Origin of the sequence: Streptomyces sp. NPDC048383, assembly GCF_040651775.1 — a bacterium.
GTDB lineage: Bacteria > Actinomycetota > Actinomycetes > Streptomycetales > Streptomycetaceae > Streptomyces.
Genome location: NZ_JBEZKS010000084.1, coordinates 1 through 26,512 on the forward strand (window position 1 = coordinate 1; position 26,512 = coordinate 26,512).

Sequence of the window (26,512 nt, forward strand, 5' to 3'; positions counted from 1 at the left end):
GTCGAAAGGTCGTTGCCGAAGGACGCCGTCTCCGAAGTGAAACGGTCACCCGTCAGCTGCATACCGTCACCCGAATCACCCGCGAAACGGATGATCACACGATCGACGCGGCGGATTTCCTTGCCGGATCCATCCGTACGGGGCGCTGCGCGCTGCCCCGCGATGGCTCCTCCGGCCCCGTCGGCCTGCTCGGCCGGGCTACTGACCTGGCTGGTCACTGAACTGGACCTCCTTCGAGGCTGGGCGTTCGTTCCCAAGGCCAACCCTACGTCCGCGGGGATGTCCAACCCTGGGTTTCCCACATCGTGGAACATCGCGCTGGACCGTGTGTCCAGCGGACGTCGTGCGCTACACGGATATTCCTAACCCCCCAGGGGCGATGTCGGGGGTCGAACCGCGCGACCCGCCGTCACCGCCACTGCTTCGCGTGCTTCCGACTTCCTGTGGCACTTCATCTGACAGAGTGTCAGTCGATCAAGATTTCAGATAGGTGAGAACCGCCAGAACGCGCCGGTGATCCCCGTCACTCGGGGACAGCCCCAGCTTCATGAAGATATTGCTGACGTGCTTCTCCACCGCCCCGTCGCTCACCACCAGCTGTTTCGCCACGGCCGAATTCGTGCGCCCTTCCGCCATCAGCCCCAGTACCTCGCGCTCGCGGGGGGTCAGCCCCGCCAGTACGTCCTGCTTCCGGCTGCGCCCCAGCAGCTGGGCGACGACCTCGGGGTCCAGCGCCGTACCGCCCCGCGCCACCCGCACCACCGCGTCCAAGAACTCCCGTACCTCGGCCACCCGGTCCTTGAGCAGGTACCCCACACCGGTGGTGGAACCGGCCAGCAGTTCGGTGGCGTACTGCTCCTCCACGTACTGCGACAGCACCAGCACCCCGATCCCCGGGTACTCGCGGCGCAGCCGCACGGCGGCCCGCACCCCCTCGTCGGTGTGCGTCGGCGGCATCCGTACGTCGGCCACCACCACGTCCGGCAGCGCGTTCTCCGCCGCCAGCTCCGCCACCGTCTTGATCAGGGCTTCCGCGTCCCCGACGCCTGCCACGACGTCATGCCCCCGGTCGGTCAGCAGCCGGGTCAGGCCCTCACGGAGCAGCACTGAATCCTCGGCGATGACCACCCGCACCCTGTCGTCCACGTTTCAGCAGCTCCCGCATCGTCACTCGTCGTCCGCACACCCACATCCGTCACCGGGCGTGCCCGGCATGGCCAAGCATCCCAGCCCGGTGGCGCGGAACGGCCCGGTCCGGCCAACCCGTATGCGTACGGAGGGAGTTTCCGGGCACGGAAGGGGCCCCGGCGGTGTGGCGCGCCGGGGCCCGAGCGGTGGGGCGGTGGTGGGGCGTTGGGGTGGTGGTGCGGTGCGGAGTGCCGCGCGGCCGTGGGTCAGGGCCGCCAGGGGAGTTCGGCGGTCACCGTCGTCCCGTGGCCGGCGGCCGAGTCGACGACGAGCACGCCGTCCACGGCGTCCAGCCGCTCGGTCAGCCCCGCGAGCCCGCTCCCGCTCCCGACGCCGACGCCGACGCCCACGTCCGCCCCGCCCCGGCCGTCGTCCGCGACCTGGATCAGCAGGCGCTCACCGGACTTCCAGACGTCGACGGAGGCCGAACGGGCCCGGGCGTGCTTGCTGACGTTCTGCAGCAGCTCGGAGACGGTGAAGTACGCGATCCCCTCGATGGCGGCCGCCGGGCGGGCCGGCAGGTCCACCGCCACCCGCACCGGGACGGTGCACCGCGAGGCCACCGAGGACAGCGCCGCGTCCAGTCCGCGGTCGGTCAGGACGGCCGGGTGGATGCCGCGGGCGAGGTCGCGAAGCTCCTGGAGGGCCACCTTCACCTCGCCGTGCGCCTCGTCGACCATGCGGGCGGCGGCCCGCGGGTCCTCGGCCAGCTTCTCCTTCGCCAGCCCCAGGTCCATGGCCAGCGCCACCAGCCGGGCCTGGGCGCCGTCGTGCAGATCGCGTTCGATGCGCCGCAGGTCGGCGGCGGCGGTGTCCACGACGACGCCGCGGTCCGACTCCAGCTCGGTGACCCGGCTGTCCAGGCGGGAGGGGCCCAGCAGCCCCGTGATGAGCACCCGGTCGACGGTGGCCAGCGCGCGGATGACCCAGGGCGTGGCCAGGGTGACGGTCAACCCGATCAGGCTGGTCGCGGCGATGGCGAGCGGCGAGTCGAGGTAGAAGGAGTAGTCGTCGTTCTGGAACAGCTGGAGGCCCGGCTGGTCGGTGAACGCGGGGAACACCCAGAACCACAGCGGGTACAGCAGGTAGCCCCACCCGGCCGCCCACAGCGTGAGCGACAGGACGAACGCGAACACCGCCCACGGGAAGTGGATCACCGAGTACAGCAGGTGCCGCCAGGCGCTGCCGCTCTTGAGCAGCGCCCCCACGGCCGGCAGCAGTCCGCTCTTGGCCGCCCGGATCGGAGCCGGATCGGCGAGCGGCACCCGCAGCAGACCCCGCACCCGGGCCCGCTCCACCTGACCGAAGCCCCGGCACATCGCCAGCACGCCCGCCAGCACCGGAACGCCGACGAAGGTCACCAGCAACCCGGCGCCGAGGCTCACCCCGGTGACGGCCAGCGAGAAGTACAGGGTGCTCAGCGGCAGACCGAGGAGCAGGTACGTCAACTCCCGCCAGGTCCGCGCCGCCAGCGGCGCCCGCAACACCTCGACGACCCCCCGCCCGCCGTCCTTGCCGTCGCCCATGTCCGACCCGCCCTTCGCGTCATCCCCGGTGCCCGGATGTCCCGGTGTCCCGATGCCCCCGTGTCCGGGTACACCTCCACAGTGCCGCCGCGGCCCCGCCCCGGACCATGCGGCGGGTCGGCGTCCGCGCAGGGGGGTTATCCCCACCCCGACCGCCACCCCGACCGCCACCCCGACCGCCACCCCGACCGCCGCCGCGACGACCCCGGACGGGGCGGGGCGTGTACGCGGCGTGCGGGGTCGGCCGGGGCGGCCCGGCCGACCCCGCACGCGGACGGGACCCCCGCCCGCGTGGGCAGGGGTCCCGGTCGGTGCCTGGTGGGGCCTGGGTACGGTCGCGCCGGGCGGTGCCCGCTGGGCGGGGGTCCTGGTGGGCAGAGGTTCTGGTGGGCAGGGTTCCCGGGCGGTGTCCGCCGGGCGGGGGGGGGGTCCCGGTGGGCAGGGTTCCCGGGCGGTGTCCGCCGGCGGGGGTCCTGGTCAGGGCCCGGTAGGGCCTACGTGCGGTCGCGCCACGGCAGTTCCGCCGTCACGACCGTGCCCTCGCCCTCGGGGGAGTCCAGGACGAAGACCCCGTCCACCGCCCCCAGCCGCTCCGCGAGGCCGGCCATGCCGGTGCCGCCCGACAGCCGCGCGCCGCCCCGACCGTCGTCGGACACCCGGATCAGCAGCCGCTCCCGCGACCGCCACACCTCGACGCTCGCCCCCCGCGCCCCCGCGTGCTTGCTCACGTTCTGGAGCAGCTCCGACACCACGAAGTACGCGATTCCCTCGATCGCCTCCGCCGGGCGCCCCGGCAGGTCCACCGCCACCTTCACCGGCACCACGCACCGCGACGCCACCGACGACAGCGCCGCGTCCAACCCCCGGTCCGTCAACACCGCCGGGTGGATGCCCCGCGCCAGATCGCGCAGCTCCTGCAACGCCAGCTTCACCTCGCCGTGCGCCTCGTCGACCATCGCCGCCGCCCCCTCCGGGTCCTCCAGCAGCTTCTCCTTCGCCAGACCCAGCCCCATCGCCAGCGCCACCAGCCGCGCCTGCGCCCCGTCGTGCAGGTCCCGTTCGATGCGCCGCAGGTCCGCCGCCGCCGTGTCCACGACCACCCCGCGGCCCGACTCCAGCGCCGCGATGCGCCGCTCCAACTCGTCGGAGGGCGACAGCAGGCCCCGTACCATCGCGCGGTCCACGTTCGCCAGGCCGCGCACCACGTACGGCAGCACCGGCCACAGCACGAACAGCCCGGTCAGCGCGACGGTGAAGGTGAGCACCCCCCACGGCAGCCTGACCAGCTCGTACAGCACCGTCCGCCAGGCCACCGGGTCCTTGACGGCCGCCCACAGCCACGGGAAGAACCCGCCCGACCGCTTCGGACCGGGAAGCGGAGTCGGCTCGTCCACCCGTACGCCCAGCAGCGCCCGTGCCCGCGCGCGATCGAGTTTGCCGAGCTGCCGTGACCCGTAGAGCACGCATGCGAGCAACGGCAGACCGATCGCGGTCACCGACAGGCCACCCGCCGTCGAAATCATGACAACCGTGTAAACGAAACCGATCAGCGCCACCGGCAGGTTGCTCAGCAGGTACGCGATCTCCTTCCACGTCACCGCGTCGAAGGCCGGGCGCACCGGAGGAGGGGAGGCTTGATCGTTCACTGTCATGGGCCACAGCCTGCCAATTCGGGGGCGCCGCTGCCATGGGGTGACCAGGCGATGGTGAACGGGGGATAACCCCACCCCGCCGGGCCCAGGCCCTAGACTCCCGTCCGTACCAGATCAACAACACCGTCGACAGTGGCCCAGAAGCGAGGAACGGACGTGCCCGACCCCACGGTGGCGACCGTGCCCGCGAACGCGATCGCGAGCGTGCTCGCCGCGGACTATTTCCGAAGCTATTCGGTCGTCGGGCTGCTCGCCGTCCTCGGCGTGCTGTTCGTCGCCGTGGCCTTCGGCGCCGGCCGACTGCTGCGGCCCGTCGTCCCCACCCCCGAGAAGCTGCTGACGTACGAGTGCGGCGTGGACCCCGTCGGCGAGGGCTGGGCGCACACCCAGGTCCGCTACTACGTCTACGCGTTCCTCTACGTCATCTTCGCCGTCGACTCCATCTTCCTGTTCCCCTGGGCGACGGTGTTCGCCGCCGCCGGCTACGGCGCCACGACCCTCGTCGAGATGTTCATCTTCCTGGGGTTCCTGGCCGTCGGCCTGCTCTACGCGTACAAGAAGGGCGTCCTCGAATGGACGTGACACCGGCCGCGGCCGCGAGCCCCGCCGAGCCCCAGCTGCTCCCGGAACCCAAGCGCCTGGGAGTCCTCTCCCGTCTCGCCCCGGAACCGATGAAGGTCGTCCTCAACTGGGGACGCCGCTACAGCCTGTGGGTCTTCAACTTCGGCCTCGCCTGCTGCGCCATCGAGTTCATCGCCGCGTCCATGGCCCGGCACGACTTCATCCGCCTCGGCGTGATCCCCTTCGCGCCCGGCCCGCGCCAGGCCGACCTGATGATCGTCTCGGGCACGGTGACGGACAAGATGGCCCCGGCCGTCAAGCGGCTCTACGAGCAGATGCCGGAGCCGAAGTACGTCATCTCCTTCGGCGCCTGCTCCAACTGCGGCGGCCCGTACTGGGACTCGTACTCCGTGACCAAGGGCGTCGACCAGATCATCCCCGTCGACGTGTACGTACCCGGCTGCCCGCCGCGCCCCGAAGCACTCCTCCAGGGCATCCTGAAGCTCCAGGAGAAGATCGCCAGAGAGTCCCTCGCGGAACGCTATGCGGCGGGCCCCTCCGTCGCCCAACTCACCAGCGGCCTGGTCACGCCCCCGCCCGCGACCCCGGGAGCCGGTGCGTGAACCTCTACGACAGCGTCCCGGCGACGGCCCCGTCCGCGATTCGGACGAGCGGGCGCGTACGCCTTTGCGCCGGTGGCCCGGCGATGGCCCCGCCCGCGACCCCGGTGAGCGGGCGCGTGAACCTTTGTGACGGCGGCCTGGTCACGGCCTCGCCCGCGACTCCGGGAGCCGGCGCGTGAACCTCTACGACTCCCTGCCCGACGCCGCCCCGGCCGTCTTCGGCGCCGAGGCCGTCGCCTCGTACGCGTACGAGGTCCTCACCGTCGACGTCCCCGTCGGTTCCTGGATCCCCGCGCTCGAAATCGCCCGCGACAAGCTGGGCTGCACCTACTTCGACTGGCTGAGCGCCGTCGACGAACCCGGCACCGGCTTCCGGATCTGCGCGCACCTCGTCTGCCTGGAGAACCACCGCGTACGCCGCCTGCTGCTGCGCACCACCGTCCCGCACGGCGCCCCCTCGCTGCCCTCCGCCGTCGCCGTCTACGCCGGCGCCGAATGGCACGAGCGGGAGACCTTCGAGATGTTCGGGGTGACCTTCACCGACCACCCCCACCTGGTGCCGCTGCTGCTTCCGGAGAACTTCGAGGGGCACCCGCTGCGCAAGGACTTCGTCCTCGCCGCGCGCGTTGCCAAGGCGTGGCCCGGCGCCAAGGAGCCGGGCGAGGGCCACGACCCCGACGCCCCGAAGCGCCGCCAGATGCTCCCGCCGGGCGTCCCCGACCCGAACGACTGGGGCCCCCTCAAGGGCCAACTCCCCCCGGCCCCCGCCCGCCCCGCCCGCACCCCCCGAGCCGGCGCCCCGACCCGCACCCCGCGCGAGGGCGCCCCGACCCGGCGCCCCCGCCCGGGCGCGGAGGGCGCGGCCCCCGCCGAGGCCTCGGCAACCCTGCCGTCCCCGGAATCGGACGCCCCGATCCGCCCGCCCCGCCGCACCCGCTCGGTGTCGGACGGCTCGGCGAGCCAGGGCGCGCCGGAGACCACACCGTCGCCGGAGCCGTCGGACGCCCCGCCCCGCCGCGCCCGCCCGGTGTCGGACGGCTCGGCAAGCCAGTCGGCGGCGGAGGCGGCCGCACCGTCCCCGGAGTCGGAGACCCCGCCCCGCCCGGCCCGCCGCACCCGCTCGGTGTCGGACGGCTCGGCAAGCCAGTCGGCGGCGAAGCCCGCGCCGTCCCCGGAGCCCGACGCCCAGGCCGGCTCCGCGCCCGACGGTTCGGCGGGCTCGGCACCCGAGGCCGAGTCGGCTCCGGGCTCCGTGGCCCCCACCCGCCCGCCCCGGCGTACCCGTTCCGCCGCCGACGGGTCCACCGGTCAGGCCACCCCGCCGGAGACGGAGCCCGCCCGCCGCCCGGCCCCGCGCAGCGCGGACGCGCCCTGGCACAACCCGAAGCCCGCCTTCGAAGACCCGGCAGCACCCGCCACTGCCGAATCCGACCCCGCGCCGGCCCCCGAACCGTCGCCCGCGCCCCGGTCTTCGCCCGCAGCCGGGCCCGACCCCAAGCCGGAGCCCGCAGCCGCGCCCGAGGGCGATGCTGGGTCACGGCCGGAGGCCGACCCCAAGCCGGAGCCCGCAGCCGTGCCCGAGGGCGAGCCGGAGCCCGTAGCCGGGCCCGGCCCCAAGTCGCAGACCGAGCCCGATCCCGCCCCCCGGCCGGAGTCCGAGCCCCGGACCGACCCCGCGTCCCGGGCGGAGTCCGAGCCCCGGCCCGACCCCGCGTCCCGGCCCCGACCCGCTCCCCAACCGAAGCCCGGCCAGGGCAACGGCAATCCCGACCACGACACCACCGGAGGCGACGCGTGAACGACGTCCTCGACGTCGCCCTGCGACTGATCGTCGTCTTCGCCGTCTTCCTCGTGCTCCCGCTCGTCGTCGGGCAGGCCGAGCACAAGGTGATGGCCCACATGCAGGGCCGCCTCGGCCCCATGTACGCCGGCGGCTTCCACGGCTGGGCCCAGCTCGTCGCCGACGGCGTGAAGTTCGCGCAGAAGGAGGACATCGTCCCGGCCAACGCCGACCGACGGATCTTCCAGCTCGCCCCCGCCGTCGCGCTGCTCCCGTACCTGCTCGTCCTCCTCGCCATCCCGGTGGGCCCGGGCGAGGGCGCCGTCGGGCAGGTCATCGACGCGGGCCTCTTCTTCGCGCTCGCCGTCATGGGCGTCGGAGTGCTCGGCTCGCTCATGGCCGGCTGGGCCTCCGCCAACAAGTTCTCCCTCCTCGGAGGCCTCCGCACCGCCGCGCAACTGCTCGCGTACGAGCTGCCCATGCTGCTCGCCGCCGCCTCCGTCGCGATGGCCGCCGGGACCGTGTCCCTGCCCGGCATCGTCGAGGCCTTCGAGTGGTGGTGGCTGCCCTGGCAGATCACCGGCGCGCTCGTCTTCTTCATCGCCGGCCTCGCCGAACTCCAACGGCCCCCCTTCGACATGCCCGTCGCCGACTCCGAGATCATCTTCGGCGCGTACACCGAGTACACCGGCCTGCGCTTCGCACTGTTCCTGCTCGCCGAGTACGCCGGCATCGTCGTGCTCTGCGCCCTCACCACCGTCCTCTTCCTCGGCGGCTGGCACGGCCCCTTCGGCGGTGACGACCTCGGCTGGGTCTGGACCCTCCTCAAGGTCGCCGTCCTCGCCTTCGTCGTGATCTGGCTGCGCGTGAGCTACCCCCGCCTGCGCGAGGACCAGCTCCAGAAGCTCGCCTGGACCGTGCTCATCCCCCTCGCGCTCGCCCAGATCGCGCTCACCGGCATCGTGAAGGTGGCGATCCAGTAATGTCCCCGGTTCCCGGATCCGGCCTCGCCAAGGGCCTGGCCGTCACCCTGCGCACGATGACCAAGCGCGCGCACACCGCCCAGTACCCCGAGGCACAGCCCGAGCTCCCGCCCCGCAGCCGCGGGGTCATCGGCCTGTTCGAGGAGAACTGCACGGTCTGCATGCTGTGCGCCCGCGAGTGCCCCGACTGGTGCATCTACATCGACTCCCACAAGGAGACGGTCCCGGCCGCCGCCCCCGGTGGTCGCGAGCGCAGTCGCAACGTCCTCGACCGGTTCGCCATCGACTTCTCGCTCTGCATGTACTGCGGCATCTGCATCGAGGTGTGCCCCTTCGACGCCCTGTTCTGGTCGCCGGAGTTCGAGTACGCGGAGACCGACATCCAGGACCTCGTCCACGAGCGGGACAAGCTCCGCGAGTGGATGTGGACGGTGCCGGCGCCGCCCGCCCTCGACCCGGCCGCCGAGGAGCCCAAGGAGATCGCCGCCGCCCGCAAGGCCGTGGAGAAGTCCGAAGCCGCCGCGGCCGCGGCCGCCGCAGCGGCAACCGCCACCGGCGACGAACCCCCGACCACCCCGGAGGCAGACGCGTGAGCCCCGCCGCCACCCTGGCCGCCGCCGCCGCCACGACGACCGGCCCCGGCTTCCTCTCGCCGACCGGCGTCGAGATCGCCTTCCTCCTCGTCGGCCTCGCCACCCTCGGCGCGGCCGTCATCACGGTCACCACCAAGCAGCTCGTGCACGCCGCCCTCTGGCTGGTCGTCGCGCTCGGCGGCGTCGCCGTCGAGTACCTGCTGCTGACCGCCGAGTTCATCGCCTGGGTCCAGGTCCTGATCTACCTCGGCTCCGTGGTCGTCCTCCTCCTCTTCGGGCTGATGCTCACCAAGGCCCCCATCGGCCGCTCCCCGGACGCCGACTCCGCCAACCGCTGGGTCGCGCTCGGCGTCGCCGTCACCGCGGGCGCCGCACTCGTCTGGGTGGTCGTCGACGCCTTCCGCACGACCTGGATCGACCTCGACGGACCCGCCCAGGGCTCCACCGCGGTGACCGGCGAGATCCTCTTCCAGCACTGGGTGCTGCCCTTCGAGGCGCTCTCGGTGCTCCTCCTCGCAGCCCTGATCGGTGCCATCGTGCTCTCCCGCAGGAACACCCCCGCCGAGGACGCGGAGGACGCCGCGAACGCGGCCGCCTCCGCCGCCGCGGCGGCCGCCGACGCCACCGGCGACCGGAAGGGGCAGAGCTGATGCACCTCGTCTACCCCGCCGTACTGGCGTCCCTCCTCTTCGCCATCGGCCTCTACGGAGTCCTCGCCCGACGCAACGCCATCCTGGTCCTGATGTCCGTCGAGCTCATGCTCAACGCCGTCAACCTCAACCTGGTGGCCTTCGACGTCTGGCTGCGCGACGCCCTGCACGCGGGCCAGGCCCTCACCCTCTTCACGATCGCCATCGCCGCCGCCGAGATCGGCATCGGCCTCGCGATCGTGCTCATGGTGTACCGCAACCGCGGCACCTCGGACGTCGACCGGCTCCGGGACACCGCCGAAGGCCACGAACCCGCCCGGTCCGACGACACCACCGCCCGGCCGGAGGTCGCCGCGTGAGCACCACGACCCTCGCGGTCCTCGTTCCCCTCCTGCCGTTCCTGGGCGCCGTGGCGGGCCTCCTCCTCGGCCGCGCCGCACCCGGGTTCGTCCGGCCGCTGGCCGTGCTGCCGACCCTGGCCGCCGCCGTACTGGCCGTCCTCGTCGCCGTCCGCCAAGGCGGCGACGGCGCCATCGACACGGCCACCGAACTCACCCCGACCGGCTCCGTGCCGATCGAGCTGTCCCTGCACATCGACGGCTTCGCCGTGCTCGTCGCCGTCCTCGTGGGCGTCGTCGCCACCTGCGTGCAGCTGTACTCGACGGCCTACCTCCGTGACGACCCGCGCTACCCGTCCTACGCCGCGCTCGTCTCCCTGTTCACCTCCGCGATGCTGCTCGTCGTCTACTCCGGCGACCTGATGGTGCTGCTGGTCGGCTGGGAGGTCATGGGCATCTGCTCGTACTTCCTCGTCGGCCACTACTGGGAGACCGAAGCCGCGCGCTCCGCCTCCCTCAAGGCGTTCCTCGTCACCAAGCTCGGCGACGTCCCCTTCCTGATCGGCCTGTTCGCGCTCGCCACGGACGCCGGCTCCTTCCGGATCACCAAGATCCTGGACACCGTCGCCGCGGGTGGACTCGACCACCCGACCCTGATCGCGCTGCTCCTCCTCGCCGGAGTCGCCGGCAAGTCCGCGCAGTTCCCGCTGCACACCTGGCTGCCCGACGCCATGGCCGGCCCCACCCCGGTCTCCGCGCTGATCCACGCCGCGACGATGGTCGCCGCCGGCGTCTACTTCATCGCCCGCCTGCTGCCCGTCTTCGCGGCGTCCCGCGCCGCACTCGTCGTGATGGCCGTCATGGCGGCCATCACCATGATCGGCTCGGCCCTCGCCGCCCTCGCCCAGGACGACATCAAGCGGGTCCTCGCCTACTCCACCATCGGCCAACTCGGCTACATGACCGGAGCCCTCGCCGTCGGAGACCGCGGCGCCGCCGTCTTCCACCTCCTGTCCCACGGCGCCTTCAAGGCGCTCCTCTTCCTCGGCGCCGGCGTGATCATCCACGCGGCGGGCACCAACTCCCTCGCCGCGATGTCCCGCATGGACGGCCTCACCCGGCGCGTCCCCGACGCGTTCTGGACGATGACGCTCGCCCTGCTCGCGCTCGCCGCGATCCCACCCTTCGCCGGCTTCTTCTCCAAGGAAGCCGTTCTCGTCGCCGCCGAGCAGACCGCCCTCGGGCACTCCGACTCCGCACCCTCCTCAGCCGGCTGGCTCGTCCTGGTCGCCGGCGTCCTCACCGCCCTGCTCACCGCCGCCTACGCCACCCGGCTGTGGCTGATGGCGTTCCGCGGCCGGGGCGCCGCCGCCCCCGACCACGGCAAGGAACCCGTCGCCATGACCGGCGTGCTGTGGCTGCTGGCCGTCCCCACGCTCGGTTTCGGCCTCGCCGCCGGTCCCCTCGGCGACTGGTTCGACGGCCAACAGCTCACCCCGACCGTGACCACCTCGGTCATCGGCACGGGCGCCGCCCTCATCGGCGTACTCCTCACCTACGGCCTCTGGCAGCGCGCCACGGCCCGCCTCGCGACGGCCCCCGCTCCCGTCGGCCCCGCCGCCGCGGCGGCCGCGACGGACACCCCCGCCGTCACCGCCACCGTCTCCGCGGCCACCGCCGCCGCCGAGTCCGCCGCCGAGACCCCCGAGGTCGCGGAGGTCACCCACGAGCACCCCGCCGTCCCGGCGGGACCCGCCCCCGACCCCGGACGCGCCCTCCTCGGCCCCCTGCACCGCCACGCCGCCGACGGATTCCACCTCGACGCCGTCTACGACCGCCTGTTCGTCCGCCCCGTCCGCGGCGCCGCGAGCCTGGTCCGCTTCCTCGACCGCGAGGTCGTGGACACGTACGTCCGCGGCGCGGGCACCGGCACCCGGCTGCTCGGCGGCCTCGTACGCCGCGCCCAGACCGGCAACGTACAGACCTACCTGAGCGCCCTGCTCGCCGGCGCCGTGGTCCTGGCGATCGCCACCGCCGTCCTCGCCAACGTCAACGCCGGATCGTGAGCCGTGAGTCAGCCGTGATTGATATCAGCCCGTCCGTGATGCAGTTCCTTCTGGCGTTCATCGTGGCCGCACCGCTCCTCGGGGCCGTCGCCGCCCTGCTGCCGGCCCCGCCCGGACTCAAGGGCAGGAGCCCGGAACAGGCCGTCCTGCGCCACGGCGTGACCGTCACCGGTGTCATCCTCGCCGCGGCGATCGCCCTCACCGCGGGCTTCGACCACGACGCCCCGTCCCGCTTCCAGGCGACGACGGACATCAGCTGGATCCAGGCGCTGAACATCCGGATCCACCTCGGCATCGACGGCATCTCGCTCCCCCTCCTCCTGATGACCGCGCTGCTGTTCTTCCTCTGCGCGGTGTACAGCTACTACAAGCTCCCCGAGGGCCCCTCCCCGAAGGCCTTCGTCGCGCTGCTCCTCGTCCTCGAATCGGGGACGCTCGCCACCTTCGCCGTCCTCGACCTGCTGCTCTTCTTCCTCGCCTTCGAGATGGTCCTCATCCCGATGTACTTCCTCATCGCCCGCTGGGGCGGTGCTCAGCGGCAGGCCGCCGCCTGGAAGTTCATCCTGTACACCCTCCTCGGATCCGTCGTCATGCTGCTCGGTCTCCTGCTGATCGGGCTGAACAGCGGCACCTTCGACATGGTGGCACTCGCCTCTGACAACGGCCGCGAACTGACGCACACCACCCAGCTCCTGGCCGTCCTCGCCATCGGCATCGGCCTCGCCGTCAAGACCCCCATGTGGCCGCTCCACAGCTGGCTGCCCGACGCCCACACCGCCGCTCCCACCGTCGGCTCCGTCCTCCTCGCGGGCGTCATGCTGAAGATGGGCACCTACGGGTTCGTCCGCATCCTGCTCCCCGTCACCCCCGACGGCATGCACACCTTCGCCCCGTACCTCGGCGCCTTCGCCGTCGTCGGCATCGTCTACGGATCCCTCGCCTGCCTCGCGCTGGCCCGCAAGGGCAACAAGGGCGACCTCAAGCGGCTCATCGCCTACTCCTCCGTCGGCCACATGGGCTTCGTCCTCCTCGGCATCGCCTCCATGACCCCGACCGGAGTCAACGGCGCCCTGTTCGCGAACATCGCCCACGGCCTGATCACCGGCCTCCTCTTCTTCCTGGTCGGCGCCCTCAAGGACCGCTACGGCACCGCCGACCTCGACACCCTCGCCGGCGCCACCGGCGCCGCCCTCTACGGCCGCGCGCCCCGCCTCGGCGCGCTGCTCGCCTTCGCCGCCGTCGCCTCCCTCGGCCTGCCCGGCCTCGCCGGCTTCTGGGGCGAGATGCTGGCCCTGTTCGGGGCGTTCGACCCCGCCGAGGGCCTCTCCCGACCGGCGTTCCTCACCTACACGGCCGTCGGCGCGTTCGGCACCCTGCTCACCGCCGCCTACCTGCTGATCGTCGTACGGCGCGTCTGCATGGGCGACCCGAAGGCCGACCCCGGGCTCACCGTCGCCGACGTCCAGCGCTACGAGTTCGCCGCCTGGACCCCGCTCGTCGCCCTCACCGTCCTCGCGGGCCTGTGGCCCGCGGTCCTCCTCGGCCTCACCGACCCGGCCGTCCAGAAGCTCCTCGCAGGAGGCAACTCATGACGGCCATGACGGCCACGACGGCCCCGATGGTCCTCGCCGCCGAAACCCCCAGCCTCGTCCAGAGCGTCGACTGGCTCGCGATCACCCCCGTCGTGGTCCCCGCCGCCGTCGCCCTGCTCGTCCTGGTCGCCGACCTGTTCCTGCCCGAGGGCCGCAAGCCGCTGCTCGGCTGGATCTCCGTCGCCGGCCTCGCCGCCGCGGCCGCCTCCCTGCTGCCCCTGCGCGCCGGCGACCGCACCACCTTCTGCCTCACCGGCGCCCCGACCGCCTGCAGCTACACCGCCGACCACTTCGCGCTCGTCGTGCAGTTCCTGGTCCTCGCCGGCGCGCTCGTCACCGCCCTCATGTCGGTCACCGCCGTCCGCGAGACCCGCATGCCCGCCGGCGAGTACTGGTTCCTGCTGCTCTCCTCCGCCGCCGGCGCCGCCCTGCTGCCCGCCGCCCGCGACCTCGCGACCCTGATCGTCGCCCTCGAAGTGGCCTCGCTGCCCGCCTTCGCCCTCGTCGGCATGCGCCGCGGCGACCGGCTGTCCTCCGAGGCCGCCCTCAAGTTCTTCCTGTCCTCGGTCACCGCCACCGCCGTCTCCCTCCTCGGCGTCGCCTTCGTCTACGCCGCGACCGGCTCCCTGCACCTCGACCGGGTCGCGGACCGCCTCGAAGACGTCCCCGCCCAGTTCGACACCCTCGCCATGGCGGGCGTCGCGCTCACCCTCGTCGGCTTCGCCTTCAAGACCGCGGCCGTCCCCTTCCACTTCTGGGTCCCCGACACCTACGTCGGCGCCCCGCTGCCCATCGCCGGCTACCTCTCGGTGATCGGCAAGGCCGTCGGCTTCACCGGCCTGATCCTCGTCACGGTCATCGCCTTCCCCGCGTACTCCGACATCTGGGGCCCCGCCCTGGCCGTCCTCGCCGCGCTGACCATGACCCTCGGCAACGCCGCCGCCCTGCGCCAGTCCGTGGACCGCCCCCACAGCGCCGTACGGCTCCTCGCCTGGTCCTCCGTGGGCCAGGCCGGCTACCTGCTGGTCCCGATCGCGGCGGCCGCGTACTCCGAACGCGACCAGATCGGCTCCACCGTCGCCTACGCCCTCATGTACGGGGCCGTGAACCTCGGAGCCTTCGCCGTGGCCGCGCTCGTCGCCCGGACCAAGCCCCTGCACCGGATCGCGGACTACCGCGGCCTCTGGGCCGAGCGCCCGTTCGCCGCCCTCGCGCTGGCCTTCTTCCTGCTCTGCCTCGCGGGGCTGCCGCCGGGCATCATCGGCCTCTTCGCGAAGGTCACCGTCTTCCGGTCCGCCGTCGACGCCGGGCTCGGCTGGCTCGCCGTGGTCATGGCCGCCAACGTCGTCGTCGCCCTGTACTACTACCTGCGCTGGACGGCGCTGCTCTTCCGCACCCCCGAGGAAGGGACCGCTCCCGGGCGGCCCGCCGCGGCAAAGGTGCCCTGGCCCGTCACCGCCGCGATCGTGCTCACCGCGGCCACCGCCCTGGTGCTCTCCGGCGCCCCCCAGCTCGTCCTCCGGTTCGCCTCGGGCAGCCTCTTCCCGCAGTAGGCCGTCGCAGGTCGCAGCAGGTTCACCCGCACGGCCCAACGCCCGCCGGTGCCTCCGGGCGGGGCCCGCCGGGGCGGCGGCCCCGCCGCGCCCTGGGAACCGTACGGCTCCATCTGGCGTTGACCAGGAAGGGAGGGTCCACTGGACCGTAGACCCTCAGACCTTGGACGGGGTCCCCCCTGCCGCACCACTTGGAGGGCGTACCGTGCACCGCCGGCACAACGGGCTCAAGACCGCCGTACTCCTCGGCGGGCTGTCCGCACTCATCATCGGCATCGGAAGCTTCTTCGGACGGACGGGTCTCATCGTCGCCGTCCTCGTCGCCCTCGGGACGAACGCCTACGCGTACTGGAACAGCGACAAGCTGGCTCTACGCGCGATGCGCGCCCGGCCCGTGAGCGAGTTCGAGGTCCCCGAGCTGTACCGAATGGTGCGCGAACTCTCCACGTCCGCGCGCCAACCCATGCCACGGCTCTACATCTCGCCGACCGAAGCCCCCAACGCCTTCGCGACCGGCCGCAACCCGCGCAACGCCGCGGTCTGCTGCACCGAGGGCATCCTGCGCATCCTCGACGAACGCGAACTGCGCGGGGTCATCGGCCACGAGTTGAGCCACGTCTACAACCGCGACATCCTGATCTCCTCGGTCGCCGGAGCACTGGCCTCCGTGATCATGTTCCTGGTGAACTTCGCCTGGCTGATACCGATCGGCCGGTCCAACGACGACGAGGGCCCGGGGCTCCTCGGCATGCTGCTGATCATGATCCTCGGCCCGTTGGCCGCGTCCGTGATCCAGCTCGCGATCAGCCGCTCGCGCGAATACGAGGCCGACGCCTCCGGCGCGCAGCTCACCGGCGACCCCCTCGCCCTGGCCAGCGCCCTGCGCAAGCTCGACGCGGGCACCAAGCAGCTCCCGCTGCCCGCCGAACCGCGCATCGAGACGGCGAGCCACATGATGATCGCCAACCCCTTTCGGCCGGGCGAAGGACTGTCCAAGATGTTCTCGACGCACCCTCCGATGGCCGAGCGCATCGCCCGGCTCGAACAGATGGCAGGCCGTAGTCAGTGAAGACCATCCTCAACATCATTTGGCTCGTGCTCAGCGGGATCTGGCTGTTCCTGGGCTACTGCCTGGCCGGCGTGATCCTCTGCATCACGATCATCGGCATTCCCTTCGGCGTAGCGGCGTTCCGCATCGCCCTGTACGCCCTCTGGCCGTTCGGCTACACCGCCGTCGAACGCCATGACGCCGGCGCCGCCTCCTTCGTGGGCAACGTCCTGTGGCTGGTCCTGGCCGGCTGGTGGCTGGCCCTGGGCCACATCGTCACGGGCATCGCGCTGTGCGTCACGATCATCGGCATCCCGTTCGGCATCGCCAACTTCAAGATGGTCCCGCTCTCCCTGCTCCCGCTCGGCCGCGAGATCGTCCCGACGGACGCCCCCTTCGCTCCCCGCTGACCTCGGTCTTCCCGGAGTTGTCCACAGGCCCGGACGGATGTGGGCGTCATGCGTCACCATGAACGCATGAACGAATCCGAGCAGTTGCAGGAGCAAGCCACCGACGGGGTACGAAGCCGCGCGGACGGGCGGCACGCCCGCCCGCCCGCGCGGCCCGGCCCCGGGGAAACGGCCCGGGCCGGGCCCTTGGCCGGCCCTGCCGGGTTCCCCGCACCGCCACCGGCCGCCGGGCTCTCGTACGCGGGGCTGCCCCGCAGGCCCCGTCCTGCCGCCGCCCCGCCGGGCGGCCCCGCACCCCCGGGGGCCCACCGGTCGCCCCGCACCCGCGGGAGCCCCTCCCCGCCCGGCACATCGCCTTCCCGGGCGCCTCCCGGAGCCCCGCCGCGCCATGGGTTCAGAGCCCGGACCCGCGCCAACTCCGCACGCCGTAGGCCAGCGCGCCCACGGCCAGCACCGCCGCCCCCGTGATCACCGACGAGAGGGGCAGCGCACAGGCCAGCACCACACAGCCGAGCAGCCCGACCGCGGCGACGGCCCGCCCCTTGACAGCTGAACCGAGAGTCCACGCGGAGGCATTCGCGATCGCGTAGTAGGCCAACACTCCGAACGAGGAGAAGCCGATCGCGCCCCGCAGATCGGCCGTGGCCGCGAGTACCGCCACCACCGCGCCCACCGCCACCCCGGCATGGTGCGGAACGCGATGCCGAGGATGTACGGCGGCCAGCGCGCGCGGCAGATGACCGTCCCGCGCCATGGCCAGCGCGGTGCGCGACACCCCGAGCACCAGGGCCAGCAAGGACCCCAGCGCGGCCAACACCGCACCCACCCGGACGGCGGGAGCCAGTTCGGGCAGACCGGCCGCGCGCACCGCGTCCGCCAGCGGGGCGGCCGACCCCGCCAACACGTCGGCGCCGAGCACCGACAGGACCGCCACGGCCACGGCGGCGTACACCGACAGGGCGATCCCCAACGCGATCGGCACCGCCCGCGGGATCGTCCGCTGCGGATCGCGCACCTCTTCGCCGAGGGTGGTGATCCGGGCGTAGCCCGCGAAGGCGAAGAACAGCAGACCGGCGCCCTGGAGCAGCCCCGCGGCGCCGCCCCCGTCCCCGCCCCACAGGCGCCCCGCCTCGGCCGCGCCCGAGCCCAGACAGGCCACGACGACCCCGGCCAGCACCACCAGTACCGCCGCCACGATCAGCCGGGCGATCCGGGCGGACTTCTGCACCCCGCCGTAGTTCGCGGCGGTCAGCGCCACCACGGCCGCCACCGCCACCGCGTGCTGGTGCTCCGGCCAGGCGTAGGCGCCGACGGTCAGCGCCATCGCCGCGCAGGAGGCCGTCTTGCCGACCACGAAGCCCCAGCCCGCCACGTAGCCCCAGAACGGCCCGAGACGCTCGCGCCCGTACACGTACGTCCCGCCCGAAGCCGGGTAGCGGGCGGCGAGCCGCGCCGAGGAGTGCGCGTTGCAGTACGCGACGACGGCCGCCACCGCCAAGGCCGCCAACAGCAGGCCGCCGGCCGCGCCCGCCGCCGGCGCGAGGGCGGCGAAGATGCCGGCGCCGACCATCGCCCCCAGTCCGACGACGACCGCGTCGAACACTCCGAGGCTGCGCTTCAATTCCTGGGTCACGGGCGGAGGGTAGCCGGGCTAGACGACGCCCTCCCGACCGGGAAGCGGCTCCCGCTTGCGTTCCCAGCCCTCCAGGGCGGTCAGGCAGGCGTGGTCCAGGTGCCGCAGCCCGCTCAGGTCGAGCCGCACCTGCTTCCCGTTCGGCAGCGCGTCCAGGGCGTCGAGCAACTTGGGCAGCCTCAGGAAGCTGGCGTTGCCCAGGACCCTTACGCACAGTTCCTCGCCCTCCCGGACCTCCTCGATGTGTACGTGTGAGGTCTCCCAGGCCGCCTTGGCGATGGCGAGCCCGAGACCGATCAGCACTCCTTCGAAGAGGTTCGTGACCACGATCGCCGCGGCCGTGACCAGCAGGACCACCGCCTCCCCCCGGTGCGTGCGCCACAGCCCGGCCACGGCCCGGGCCGGCAACAGCTTCCAACCCGCGTGCAGCAGCACCCCGGCCAGCGCGGCGAGCGGGACGATCTCCAGCAACTGCGGGAAGGCGACGGCGAACAGCAGCAGCCACACCCCGTGCATCACCCGGGAGGCGCGGGTCCGGGCGCCCGCCTCCACGTTGGCGGCGCTGCGGACGATGACGGCGGTCATCGGCAGGGAACCGAGCATCCCGCAGACGCTGTTGCCGACGCCCTGGGCGATGAGTTCCTTGTCGTAGTGCGTCCTCGTCCCGTCGTGCATCCGGTCGACGGCGGCCGCGCTGAACAGCGTCTCGGCGGAAGCGATCAGCGAGAGCGCGATCACGGTTCCGACGGCTCCGACGGAGGCGAGCACCCCGAAGTCGCCCCAGCCGGGCGGCGCCACCGCCTCCAGCACCCCCGTCACCCGCACCTTCTCCACGGGCAGGCCCAGCAGCACGGCCACCGCCGTCGCCGCCGCCACCCCGACGAGCGCCCCCGGCACGATCCGCAGCCGGGCCGGCACCCGCGGCCACGCCACCAACACCGCGACGGTCGCCGCGCCCAACGCCACCGCCGACCAGTCGGCCCGCGCCGCGAGCGCCGGCAGCCCGCCCAACTTGGCCAGGGTGTGCCCCGGCGCGGTCACCCCGGCCAGGGCGTAGAGCTGCCCGGCGATCAGCACGAGCCCGATCCCGGCCAGCATCCCGTACACGACGGCGACCGAGATCGCCCGGAACCACCGCCCGAGCCGCAGCACCCCCATGCCCAACTGCAACAGTCCGGCGGCCAGCACCAGGACCCCGAGCGCGGGCAACCCGTACGCCCGCACCGCCTCGTAGACCAGCACGGTGAGCCCGGCCGCCGGCCCGCTGACCTGGAGCGAGCTGCCCCGGAACCAGCCGGTGACCAGCCCGCCGACCACCCCGGTGACGATCCCCAGTTCGGCCGGCACCCCGGAGGCGACGGCCACCCCCACACAGAGCGGAAGCGCGACCAGCGCGACGACCACGGACGCCGCGAGGTCTTGGCGGAACGTGCCGGCCCCAGGCATGCGGAACCCCCCTGCCATCAGGTGATTGACGATTCACCCAGCGTGGAGGCGGCACCGGCCGGTGCCTAGTGATCACAGGGTGGCCGCGCAGGAGCACGCGCCGCTCACGCCCCGCACACACCCTGCGAGCGCCGACGACGAAGGGCGCGACACGGGCGCCCGCCGAAACCTCCCGACGAACCACCCCCGTCGCGCCCTCGGAGCCGTTCAACACCGCACGAACGGGCCCGAACCCGGGCCCGCCGGTCAGCGGTAGTTCACGTATTGGATCGCGAAGTCCAGGTCCTTGCCCTTGAGCAGGGCCTGGATGGCCTGGAGGTCGTCACGGCTCTTCGAGCTGACGCGCAGCTCCTCGCCCTGGACCTGGGCCTTGACGCCCTTGGGGCCCTCGTCACGGATGATCTTCGCGACCTTCTTGGCGTTCTCCTGGGAGATGCCTTCCTCGATCGTGGCGAAGATCTTGTACTCCTTGCCGGACAGCTGCGGCTCACCGGCGTCCAGCGCCTTCAGCGAGATCCCGCGCTTGACCAGCTTGGTCTCGAACACGTCGAGGACGGCCTTGACGCGCTCCTCGGAGTTCGCCTCCATCAGGATCTTCTCGCCGGACCAGGCGATCGACGCGCCCGTGCCCTTGAAGTCGTAGCGCTGCGAGAGCTCCTTCGCGGACTGGTTGAGGGCGTTGTCGACCTCCTGCCGCTCGACCTTCGAGACGATGTCGAAACTGGAGTCGGCCATGTGCTGTGGCTCCTTGAAGTCGGCTGTGATGTGCCCCGAAGGGCGCGGCCGGACATCCCCGGCCCGCTCCGTAAAGCCTAGCCACCGTGCCCGCGTGGAGGGCTGATCAATCCGGTGGCGGACCACCCCCGCACATCGGGTATTGTTTACGTCGTTGCCGCAGAACAACGCCGCAAGGCGAAGTATCCCGGCGACAACCCATGGCGATGTGCCCGAGTGGCCAATGGGAGCGGACTGTAAATCCGTCGGCTTAGCCTACCCAGGTTCGAATCCTGGCGTCGCCACGCGAGTGAAACCCTCGTCCACCTGCGGAAACGCAGTGGACGAGGGTTTCTTCGTTCTCGAACGCAATCGTGAGCCCGTGCGCCGACCGAGGACGGGGACCCCCAGCAGCCCCGAGGCGCAAAACCAACTTCGGAGGGATGGTCTCGGGTGTGGCGCGGCGGGGCTGTGCTTGTTCGGTGGGTCAGGGTCAGGTGGGGGTGGCGACCGTCAAGTGGTAGGTCGTGTCCACCCAGAAGCCGCTCGTTGCCGAGGCTTCGATCTCCAGCATGAACTGGCCCGCCGGCAGCGGTTCGAGCGCGCACCACAGGCCCCACGCGACCCGCGGTATCCCCATGAACCGGAACGTTCCCGAGGCGAACTCGCTCACCGTCAGCGGGCAGCTGTTCACCGCCGCCGACGCCCGGGTCACCTCCATCCGCCACGGCTTCGTCAGCAACGGGACCACCGGGCGCTGCGTGTTCAGGACAGGGAAGAACAGCCGGCACCCCGCCGGAACGGTGCAGCGCCGCACCACCCTGCCGCCGAACGTCCCCGCGAGGAACCAGAGGTCCGCCGGCTGCCGCCAATCGGCGTACGCGCCCGTCGTATCGCTCACCGGACTCCGGTCCTCCGGCGCCGACAGGGCCCACTTCCACCACCGGGCCGCCAACCGGCCGCCCTCCGCCGCCCCGACCTGCCAATCGCCGTCGCCCATGCCCCGACCCCGCACCCCGCGCGACCACCCCCTGCGGCCGACATTTGGGTGACCCTATCGGGCGCTCCCGCGCACCGATGGGGACGGCCGGTCGTTCACCGGCCGTGACATGGACAAAGGACACACGCGGAAAGGTCGGCGGCGGCGTCCTGCTCGCCCTGCTCGGCGCCGGCATCCCCGCCCTGGTCGGGGCCGCACTGCACACCCAGGTCGGAGAGCCGTACCGGGAAACCCGGCTGTACTTCGGCACGCAGCGCCCCGACGGCCGGGAACCCGTGGGGGAGGCGGAGTTCCTCCGGTTCCTGGACCACGACATCACCCCGGCCTTCCCCGAAGGACTCACCCTCCAGGACGGCCGCGGCCAGTGGAGCGGACCGGACGGCACCACCGTCCGGGAGACCTCGTACGAGGTCATCCTGCTCTACCCCGAGAAGGAGGCCGAGGAGCGCACGGTCCGCGTCGAACGGATCCGGCAGGCCTACGAGAAGCAGTTCCAGCAGGACTCGGTCGGTCGCTCCGACGACAAACTGGACGCCGACTTCTGACGCACGCTCAGCTGCCCGCCATGTTCTTGACGGCCACCGACACCGGCGTCGAGCCCGCGACCAGTTCCAAGGTCAGGCCCGCCGTCGCCGGGGTCTCCACCAGCTCGGCCAGCACCGCCGCGACGTCGTCGCGCGGGACGGACCCGCGGCCCGTGTCCGCTTCCAGACGGACCTCGCCCGACCCCGCCTCATCGGTCAGCGAACCGGGCCGCAGGACCGTCCACTCCAAGCCCAGCCGGGTCCGTACGTACGCGTCGGCCTCGCCCTTCGCCCGCAGGTAGACGTCGAACACCTCGTCGCCGGCGTGCCGCGCGTCCGCGCCCATCGAAGACACCATCAGGAAGCGCCGCACCCGCGCCCGTTCGGCCGCGTCGGCGAACAGCGTCGCCGCGCCCCGGTCCACGGTGTCCTTGCGTTCCGCCCCGCTGCCCGGACCGGCGCCGGCGGCGAACACCGCCACGTCCGCGCCCTGCAGGATCCCCGCCACGTGCTCGACGGACGCCGACTCCAGATCGCACAGCACCGGTTCCGCGCCCGCCCGCCTGAGGTCGTCGCCCTGCGCCGGATCGCGGATGATGCCCGCGACCTCGTACCCGCGCGCGGCGAGCAGGCGCTCCAGCCGCAGCGCGATCCGACCGTGTCCACCCGCGATGACGATGCGCATGTCCCGACCGTACGTCCAGCCGGGCGACGGCGCTCGCGAACCCCCGCCGGCTGCCTCAGGGACCGGACTCCGTGCGACCCTGCCTGGGCAGGTCCAGGGCCACAGCGACCGCCGAGTCGCAGTACTCCCGTACGGCACTCGTACGGGCTACGACGCGCCCCCGGTGGATCACGATCCGGCTGTACGCCAACGACAGCACCCCCGCGATCCGCTCCCCGCGCACGGCGAGCAGCTCCGCCGGGAAGCCGGCCTCCACCCGCACCTCGGGCAGCCCCATCGCCTCGCGGGCGGCACTGCTCACGGTCTCGTAGGCCTCCGGCGCCCGCAGCCCGCCCTGGGAGGCCAGCAGGTACGCGGCTTCCAGCGGATCTCCCCGCCCCACCGGGTTACCGGCGTCCCGCAGCGCCCCGCTCCCGGCCGTGACGCGCACACCGGCCGCCCGCAGCAGCCGTACGGGGGCGGTCCGCAGGCCGCGCCGCTCCAGGGCCGCGCAGTCCCCCTGGGGCAGGCACGTCACGCGCACGCCCGCCGCCGCGAGCTGGTCGGCGGCCCGCGAAGCCACGTCCAGCGGCAGCCGCGACAGGCCTCCGCAGGGGCCGATGCTCACCCCGGGTCGGAGCCCGCCGGCCATCGCCGCGAGCCGGGCGAGGCGGCCGGGGTCGTCGCCGTCCGTGTGCAGATCGACGGGGCAACCGTGCTCGGCGGCCAGCTCCAGGACCGCTTCGACGAAGCCCGTCGGATCGGGATCCAGATCCGGGCAGCCGCCGATCACGGCCGCGCCCATCTTGACGGCGTCGCGCAGCATAGCCAGCCCGTCCGCCCCGGCGACCCCGGTCAGCAACCGGGGCACGGCCACGGCCGTCAGATCGGCCAGCCCCCGCAAGGACCGCCGCGCCTGGAGGACGGCCTCCAGCGGGCCGAGCCCGTGCACGTCGCCGATCCGCACGTGGGAGCGGACGGCGGTCGCGCCGTGCCCGAGCTGGAGCAGGGCCGCCTCGGTGGCCCGGCGCTGCACCTCGTCGGTTCCGTACGAGACGGGCCCCTCGGCGTCGGCGGTCAGAGCGGTGTCCCCATGCGCGTGGGGCTCGGCGGGGGCGGGGAGCAGCAGATAGCCGCTCAGGTCGACCCGGGACAGGGCGGGGGCCGTCAGGCTGCCCGCGGTCCCGACGGCCTGGATGCGACCGCCGCCGAGGCGGACGTCGACCGTGCGACCGTCGGCGAGCCGCGCCCCGGCGAGGAGCAGCCCGGTGCCCTCGGGGGCGCTCCCGCCGGCGGGAGCCCGGGAGGGGCCCTCGGCCGGGTTCCGCGAGGAGTGGGAGGGCTGCTGCGGCTGGCTGTCGGACATCGCGCTCCTGCGGTGGCTCGGGCGGTTCCTGCGCCGTGGACACAGCCCGCGGCCCAAGATCACGCAGCGTGGTCAGAGCCTAGGGCGCCCGACTGCCCGCTTCGCGGAAGAGCGCAATAGTCGTACCGGTGTGGTGCCAGAGCCGGCGTGGTGTCCATGCCGGTGTGGACACCATGCCGGTGTGTGCCCGCGCCGTGTGGTGACCTCGTCCGCGCCGGCGCCAACGGCGGACGTGCCGGGTGCGAGTTGGTGTGAGCCCGCGCACATTTGGTTCGCAAAACCGTCGGACAGGCGCTGAAGCGGTGATCAAGAATCTTCACCGGCCCACCCCCGAGCCCAGTCGCCGCAAAGGATTTGGGCGATCGGCGGGCAACCGTGTAATGTCTTCATCGCTCGCCCCAATAGCTCAGTCGGTAGAGCGTCTCCATGGTAAGGAGAAGGTCTGCGGTTCGATTCCGCATTGGGGCTCTGATGAGTGAGGTTCCCCACCCTCGGGTGGGGAGCGGATCACATCAAAGCGGCGTAGCTCAGTCGGTAGAGCAAGCGGCTCATAATCGCTGTGTCACCGGTTCAAGTCCGGTCGCCGCTACAACTAGTAGCCGATTGCGGGGTCGGTCTCCCGATCGGCTACTCTTTTATGCGTTCATCCGTCCCATATTCCGTCAAGGAGCACTCACGTGGCTGCCACCGACGTCCGCCCGAAGATCACGCTGGCCTGCGTGGAGTGCAAGGAGCGGAACTACATCACCAAGAAGAACCGGCGTAACAACCCGGATCGCATGGAGATGAAGAAGCACTGCCCGCGTTGCAACTCGCACACCGCGCACCGCGAGACCCGCTGATCCTGGCGAAGTCTCGAATAACAGGCACCGTCACGAGGTCGTCCCCGTCATTGGGGGGCGGCCTTGTGTCGTTTCCGCACGGATCGGATCCGGGGCGGTTCGGGGCTGCCCGGCCGGTACGGGACGGTGCGCGTCTCCCTTCGTCTGCTGTTCTTTCGTGTTCCTTCCACAGGAGGTAGTGAGCCATGGCCCTCGACCAGACCTTCGTCGGGCGGACCTACCCGCCCACCGATCCGTACGAGGTCGGCCGGGAGAAGATCCGCGAATTCGCGGTTGCGGTGGGTGACGAAAATCCCGTCTACACCGACCCGGAAGCTGCCAAGGCGTTCGGTCACCCCGATGTGATCGCCCCCCCGACCTTTGTGTTTGCCATCACGTTCAAGGCGGCGGGCCAGGTCGTCGAGGACCCCCAGCTGGGTCTCGACTACAGCCGCGTCGTGCACGGCGACCAGAAGTTCTCGTACGTCCGTCCCGTCCGTGCGGGCGACCAGCTCTCGGTTACTTCCACGATCGAGGCCGTGAAGTCGATGGCCGGCAACGACATCATCGACATCCGCGGTGAGGTCCACGACGCATCCGGCGAGCACGTGGTGACGGCCTGGACCAAGCTCGTTTCCCGCGCCCCCGAGGAGGCCTGAGATGGCTGCACAGATCCAGTACGCCGACGTCGAGGTCGGCACCGTCCTGCCGGCGGCTTCCTTCCCGGTGTCGCGCGCCACGCTCGTGCGCTACGCCGGTGCCTCCGGTGACTTCAACCCGATCCACTGGAACGAGGAGTTCGCCAAGGAGGTCGGACTGCCGGACGTGATCGCCCACGGCATGTTCACCATGGCCGAGGCGATCCGCGTGGTGACCGACTGGGTCGGCGACCCGGGCGCGGTGGTCGACTACGGAGTCCGCTTCACCAAGCCGGTCGTGGTCCCGAACGACGACAAGGGCGCGCTGATCGAGGTCACCGCGAAGGTCGCCGTCAAACTGGACGACAACCGCGTACGGGTCGACCTGACGGCGATGAGCGCAGGCCAGAAGGTCCTCGGCATGTCCCGCGCGGTGGTCCAACTCGCCTGAGGCGGGGTGGGGTGGGGCTGCGGGCGGGGTGGCTGCGGCGGGGCGGGGTTGAATCCGCTGGGCGGGGGTGGGGGCGGGAGGTGTGCGGGGTGCCGATGGTCCGGATCAGAGCTGGTTTGGTGGTTTCCCGCCGGTCTCATCGTCTCTTCGTGGCGGGCCGGTCCCTCAAGGGCGCTCCTCCTTCGTCGTCGCGTCGCTTCGCGATGGCCTTCGGCCACCCTTGACCGACCGACCCACCACGAAAAGCCGAAGACCGACGGGAACCCCCCAAAAGAACGGTCACGGGGGAGGAATGAGCAGGAGCGGGTCCCTCAGTGACGAGACGAGGGACCGGGGGCCGGTAGGCGGGGCATACGGGCACCTCGAAGGACCGGCGGCCGGGCCCCGGGCGCGGCCAAGAGCCCTACCCGCCCATCAGAACCACCAGAGCAGTCTGGAATGCGGGTAGGCGGGGACGCGCGCCGGTCCGCCGTGTCTCTTCGCTCGGCTCAGCGTCCGTCGACGGTCTGTGGCCGGACATAAGCAGCCCACACCGTCCGTGGAATCCGTTGGCGGCGAGCGCCTGCGGCCCGTCCGCACCGTCCCCACCATCTGATTTCTGTGGTCTGTGGTCTGGGGTCCGGCCTCGGGCGGTCGACGGTCGCTGAGACGGCCTCGGCCATGGACTGGGCTGGTGCGGCTTATGTCCAGCC

25 protein-coding genes, 3 tRNA genes and 1 pseudogene are annotated in these 26,512 nt (G+C 72.3%); 19 read left to right on the forward strand and 10 right to left on the reverse strand.

Annotated features, from left to right (window positions below):
* The 4 genes and pseudogenes from AB0D46_RS35630 to AB0D46_RS35645 all read right to left on the reverse strand — a co-directional run.
* Positions 1-218 (reverse strand): annotated as a pseudogene (locus tag AB0D46_RS35630) (2-oxoglutarate ferredoxin oxidoreductase subunit alpha); the annotation flags it as partial.
* A gap of 256 nt (positions 219-474) precedes the next feature.
* Complete coding sequence (locus tag AB0D46_RS35635) at positions 475-1,134, reverse strand: response regulator transcription factor (protein WP_362883886.1); 660 nt, start codon at positions 1,132-1,134, stop codon at positions 475-477.
* A gap of 260 nt (positions 1,135-1,394) precedes the next feature.
* The gene (locus AB0D46_RS35640) at positions 1,395-2,714 is read right to left on the reverse strand and encodes a sensor domain-containing protein (RefSeq protein WP_362883852.1); all 1,320 of its coding nucleotides are present in this window, start codon (positions 2,712-2,714) and stop codon (positions 1,395-1,397) included.
* 494 nt (positions 2,715-3,208) lie between these two features.
* Complete coding sequence (locus AB0D46_RS35645; protein ID WP_362883853.1) at positions 3,209-4,366, reverse strand: sensor domain-containing protein; 1,158 nt, start codon at positions 4,364-4,366, stop codon at positions 3,209-3,211.
* A 156-nt stretch (positions 4,367-4,522) separates the two neighbouring features.
* Between AB0D46_RS35645 and AB0D46_RS35650 the strand changes: the two genes are divergently transcribed.
* The 12 genes from AB0D46_RS35650 to AB0D46_RS35705 all read left to right on the forward strand — a co-directional run bounded on the left by AB0D46_RS35650 (position 4,523) and on the right by AB0D46_RS35705 (position 16,563).
* A complete protein-coding gene (locus AB0D46_RS35650) occupies positions 4,523-4,948 on the forward strand; it encodes an NADH-quinone oxidoreductase subunit A (protein ID WP_362883854.1) in 426 nt (141 codons plus the stop codon).
* On the forward strand, positions 4,939-5,550 hold the full coding sequence (locus tag AB0D46_RS35655; protein WP_362883855.1) for an NADH-quinone oxidoreductase subunit B family protein: 612 nt from the start codon (positions 4,939-4,941) through the stop codon (positions 5,548-5,550). The genes AB0D46_RS35650 and AB0D46_RS35655 overlap by 10 nt, the downstream gene beginning before the upstream one ends.
* A gap of 175 nt (positions 5,551-5,725) precedes the next feature.
* A complete protein-coding gene (locus AB0D46_RS35660; RefSeq protein ID WP_362883856.1) occupies positions 5,726-7,348 on the forward strand; it encodes an NADH-quinone oxidoreductase subunit C in 1,623 nt (540 codons plus the stop codon).
* Positions 7,345-8,313, forward strand: coding sequence for a complex I subunit 1 family protein (locus AB0D46_RS35665; protein ID WP_362883857.1), 969 nt, complete (start codon positions 7,345-7,347; stop codon positions 8,311-8,313). The genes AB0D46_RS35660 and AB0D46_RS35665 overlap by 4 nt, the downstream gene beginning before the upstream one ends.
* Positions 8,313-8,906: an NADH-quinone oxidoreductase subunit I gene (locus AB0D46_RS35670; RefSeq protein WP_362883858.1), complete on the forward strand. Its 594-nt coding sequence runs from the start codon at positions 8,313-8,315 to the stop codon at positions 8,904-8,906. The genes AB0D46_RS35665 and AB0D46_RS35670 overlap by 1 nt, the downstream gene beginning before the upstream one ends.
* Complete coding sequence (locus tag AB0D46_RS35675) at positions 8,903-9,556, forward strand: NADH-quinone oxidoreductase subunit J (RefSeq protein ID WP_362883860.1); 654 nt, start codon at positions 8,903-8,905, stop codon at positions 9,554-9,556. Before AB0D46_RS35670 ends, AB0D46_RS35675 begins: the two co-directional genes overlap by 4 nt.
* On the forward strand, positions 9,556-9,915 hold the full coding sequence (gene nuoK / locus AB0D46_RS35680; RefSeq protein WP_362883862.1) for an NADH-quinone oxidoreductase subunit NuoK: 360 nt from the start codon (positions 9,556-9,558) through the stop codon (positions 9,913-9,915). The genes AB0D46_RS35675 and nuoK overlap by 1 nt, the downstream gene beginning before the upstream one ends.
* Positions 9,912-11,960, forward strand: a complete 2,049-nt coding sequence (locus AB0D46_RS35685) for an NADH-quinone oxidoreductase subunit L (RefSeq protein ID WP_362883864.1) — start codon at positions 9,912-9,914, stop codon at positions 11,958-11,960. Before nuoK ends, AB0D46_RS35685 begins: the two co-directional genes overlap by 4 nt.
* A gap of 38 nt (positions 11,961-11,998) precedes the next feature.
* Positions 11,999-13,552, forward strand: a complete 1,554-nt coding sequence (locus AB0D46_RS35690; RefSeq protein WP_362883888.1) for an NADH-quinone oxidoreductase subunit M — start codon at positions 11,999-12,001, stop codon at positions 13,550-13,552.
* 26 nt (positions 13,553-13,578) lie between these two features.
* Positions 13,579-15,105 carry an NADH-quinone oxidoreductase subunit N gene (locus AB0D46_RS35695; protein ID WP_362883890.1) on the forward strand — a complete coding sequence of 509 codons (1,527 nt, stop codon included), beginning with the start codon at positions 13,579-13,581 and terminating at the stop codon, positions 15,103-15,105.
* Positions 15,106-15,310: 205 nt separating this feature from the next.
* A complete protein-coding gene (gene htpX / locus AB0D46_RS35700; protein ID WP_362883866.1) occupies positions 15,311-16,174 on the forward strand; it encodes a zinc metalloprotease HtpX in 864 nt (287 codons plus the stop codon).
* Entirely contained in the window at positions 16,171-16,563 is a 393-nt protein-coding gene (locus AB0D46_RS35705) for a YccF domain-containing protein (protein WP_362883867.1), read from the forward strand. The genes htpX and AB0D46_RS35705 overlap by 4 nt, the downstream gene beginning before the upstream one ends.
* 394 nt (positions 16,564-16,957) lie before the next feature.
* Here AB0D46_RS35705 and AB0D46_RS35710 read toward each other — a convergent pair whose 3' ends face one another.
* The 3 genes from AB0D46_RS35710 to AB0D46_RS35720 all read right to left on the reverse strand — a co-directional run bounded on the left by AB0D46_RS35710 (position 16,958) and on the right by AB0D46_RS35720 (position 20,377).
* Positions 16,958-18,196 carry an APC family permease gene (locus AB0D46_RS35710; protein WP_362883869.1) on the reverse strand — a complete coding sequence of 413 codons (1,239 nt, stop codon included), beginning with the start codon at positions 18,194-18,196 and terminating at the stop codon, positions 16,958-16,960.
* 18 nt (positions 18,197-18,214) lie between these two features.
* Positions 18,215-19,642, reverse strand: coding sequence for a SulP family inorganic anion transporter (locus AB0D46_RS35715; protein WP_362883871.1), 1,428 nt, complete (start codon positions 19,640-19,642; stop codon positions 18,215-18,217).
* Between the two features lie 246 nt (positions 19,643-19,888).
* On the reverse strand, positions 19,889-20,377 hold the full coding sequence (locus AB0D46_RS35720; RefSeq protein ID WP_362883873.1) for a YajQ family cyclic di-GMP-binding protein: 489 nt from the start codon (positions 20,375-20,377) through the stop codon (positions 19,889-19,891).
* 202 nt (positions 20,378-20,579) lie between these two features.
* Here AB0D46_RS35720 and AB0D46_RS35725 point away from each other — a divergent pair.
* Positions 20,580-20,661, forward strand: a tRNA-Tyr gene (locus tag AB0D46_RS35725).
* A 188-nt stretch (positions 20,662-20,849) separates the two neighbouring features.
* On the opposite strand, the gene AB0D46_RS35730 is transcribed toward AB0D46_RS35725, so the two are convergent.
* Positions 20,850-21,356 carry a hypothetical protein gene (locus tag AB0D46_RS35730; RefSeq protein WP_362883875.1) on the reverse strand — a complete coding sequence of 169 codons (507 nt, stop codon included), beginning with the start codon at positions 21,354-21,356 and terminating at the stop codon, positions 20,850-20,852.
* A gap of 104 nt (positions 21,357-21,460) precedes the next feature.
* Between AB0D46_RS35730 and AB0D46_RS35735 the strand changes: the two genes are divergently transcribed.
* On the forward strand, positions 21,461-21,901 hold the full coding sequence (locus AB0D46_RS35735; protein WP_362883877.1) for a DUF3574 domain-containing protein: 441 nt from the start codon (positions 21,461-21,463) through the stop codon (positions 21,899-21,901).
* A gap of 7 nt (positions 21,902-21,908) precedes the next feature.
* Here AB0D46_RS35735 and AB0D46_RS35740 read toward each other — a convergent pair whose 3' ends face one another.
* Together AB0D46_RS35740 and AB0D46_RS35745 are read right to left on the reverse strand one after the other, a co-directional pair.
* Positions 21,909-22,565, reverse strand: coding sequence for an SDR family oxidoreductase (locus AB0D46_RS35740; RefSeq protein ID WP_362883878.1), 657 nt, complete (start codon positions 22,563-22,565; stop codon positions 21,909-21,911).
* Between the two features lie 55 nt (positions 22,566-22,620).
* Positions 22,621-23,910: an amidohydrolase family protein gene (locus AB0D46_RS35745; protein WP_362883880.1), complete on the reverse strand. Its 1,290-nt coding sequence runs from the start codon at positions 23,908-23,910 to the stop codon at positions 22,621-22,623.
* Positions 23,911-24,305: 395 nt separating this feature from the next.
* Here AB0D46_RS35745 and AB0D46_RS35750 point away from each other — a divergent pair.
* The 5 genes from AB0D46_RS35750 (at position 24,306) to AB0D46_RS35770 (ending at position 25,820) form a co-directional block, all read left to right on the forward strand.
* Positions 24,306-24,378 (forward strand) — tRNA-Thr (locus AB0D46_RS35750).
* A gap of 48 nt (positions 24,379-24,426) precedes the next feature.
* A tRNA-Met gene (locus AB0D46_RS35755) sits at positions 24,427-24,499 on the forward strand.
* A gap of 88 nt (positions 24,500-24,587) precedes the next feature.
* Positions 24,588-24,752 carry a 50S ribosomal protein L33 gene (gene rpmG / locus AB0D46_RS35760; protein WP_007265873.1) on the forward strand — a complete coding sequence of 55 codons (165 nt, stop codon included), beginning with the start codon at positions 24,588-24,590 and terminating at the stop codon, positions 24,750-24,752.
* 185 nt (positions 24,753-24,937) lie between these two features.
* The gene (locus AB0D46_RS35765; RefSeq protein WP_362883882.1) at positions 24,938-25,390 is read left to right on the forward strand and encodes a MaoC family dehydratase N-terminal domain-containing protein; all 453 of its coding nucleotides are present in this window, start codon (positions 24,938-24,940) and stop codon (positions 25,388-25,390) included.
* Between the two features lies 1 nt (position 25,391).
* Positions 25,392-25,820 (forward strand): MaoC family dehydratase, encoded by a 429-nt coding sequence (locus tag AB0D46_RS35770; RefSeq protein WP_362883884.1) that lies wholly within the window; start codon positions 25,392-25,394, stop codon positions 25,818-25,820.
* The last annotated feature ends 692 nt before the right edge of the window (positions 25,821-26,512 follow it).

What these genes read in the sequence shown, in the direction of transcription:
- AB0D46_RS35640 (WP_362883852.1), bottom strand. Translation starts at nt 2,714, where the DNA reads ATGGGCGACGGCAAGGACGGCGGGCGGGGGGTCGTCGAGGTGTTGCGG.
- AB0D46_RS35645 (WP_362883853.1), bottom strand. Translation starts at nt 4,366, where the DNA reads ATGACAGTGAACGATCAAGCCTCCCCTCCTCCGGTGCGCCCGGCCTTC.
- AB0D46_RS35655 (WP_362883855.1), top strand. Translation starts at nt 4,939, where the DNA reads ATGGACGTGACACCGGCCGCGGCCGCGAGCCCCGCCGAGCCCCAGCTG.
- AB0D46_RS35670 (WP_362883858.1), top strand. Translation starts at nt 8,313, where the DNA reads ATGTCCCCGGTTCCCGGATCCGGCCTCGCCAAGGGCCTGGCCGTCACC.
- nuoK (WP_362883862.1), top strand. Translation starts at nt 9,556, where the DNA reads ATGCACCTCGTCTACCCCGCCGTACTGGCGTCCCTCCTCTTCGCCATC.
- AB0D46_RS35690 (WP_362883888.1), top strand. Translation starts at nt 11,999, where the DNA reads ATGCAGTTCCTTCTGGCGTTCATCGTGGCCGCACCGCTCCTCGGGGCC.
- AB0D46_RS35695 (WP_362883890.1), top strand. Translation starts at nt 13,579, where the DNA reads ATGGTCCTCGCCGCCGAAACCCCCAGCCTCGTCCAGAGCGTCGACTGG.
- AB0D46_RS35715 (WP_362883871.1), bottom strand. Translation starts at nt 19,642, where the DNA reads ATGCCTGGGGCCGGCACGTTCCGCCAAGACCTCGCGGCGTCCGTGGTC.
- AB0D46_RS35720 (WP_362883873.1), bottom strand. Translation starts at nt 20,377, where the DNA reads ATGGCCGACTCCAGTTTCGACATCGTCTCGAAGGTCGAGCGGCAGGAG.
- AB0D46_RS35730 (WP_362883875.1), bottom strand. Translation starts at nt 21,356, where the DNA reads ATGGGCGACGGCGATTGGCAGGTCGGGGCGGCGGAGGGCGGCCGGTTG.
- AB0D46_RS35740 (WP_362883878.1), bottom strand. Translation starts at nt 22,565, where the DNA reads ATGCGCATCGTCATCGCGGGTGGACACGGTCGGATCGCGCTGCGGCTG.
- AB0D46_RS35745 (WP_362883880.1), bottom strand. Translation starts at nt 23,910, where the DNA reads ATGTCCGACAGCCAGCCGCAGCAGCCCTCCCACTCCTCGCGGAACCCG.
- AB0D46_RS35765 (WP_362883882.1), top strand. Translation starts at nt 24,938, where the DNA reads ATGGCCCTCGACCAGACCTTCGTCGGGCGGACCTACCCGCCCACCGAT.
- AB0D46_RS35770 (WP_362883884.1), top strand. Translation starts at nt 25,392, where the DNA reads ATGGCTGCACAGATCCAGTACGCCGACGTCGAGGTCGGCACCGTCCTG.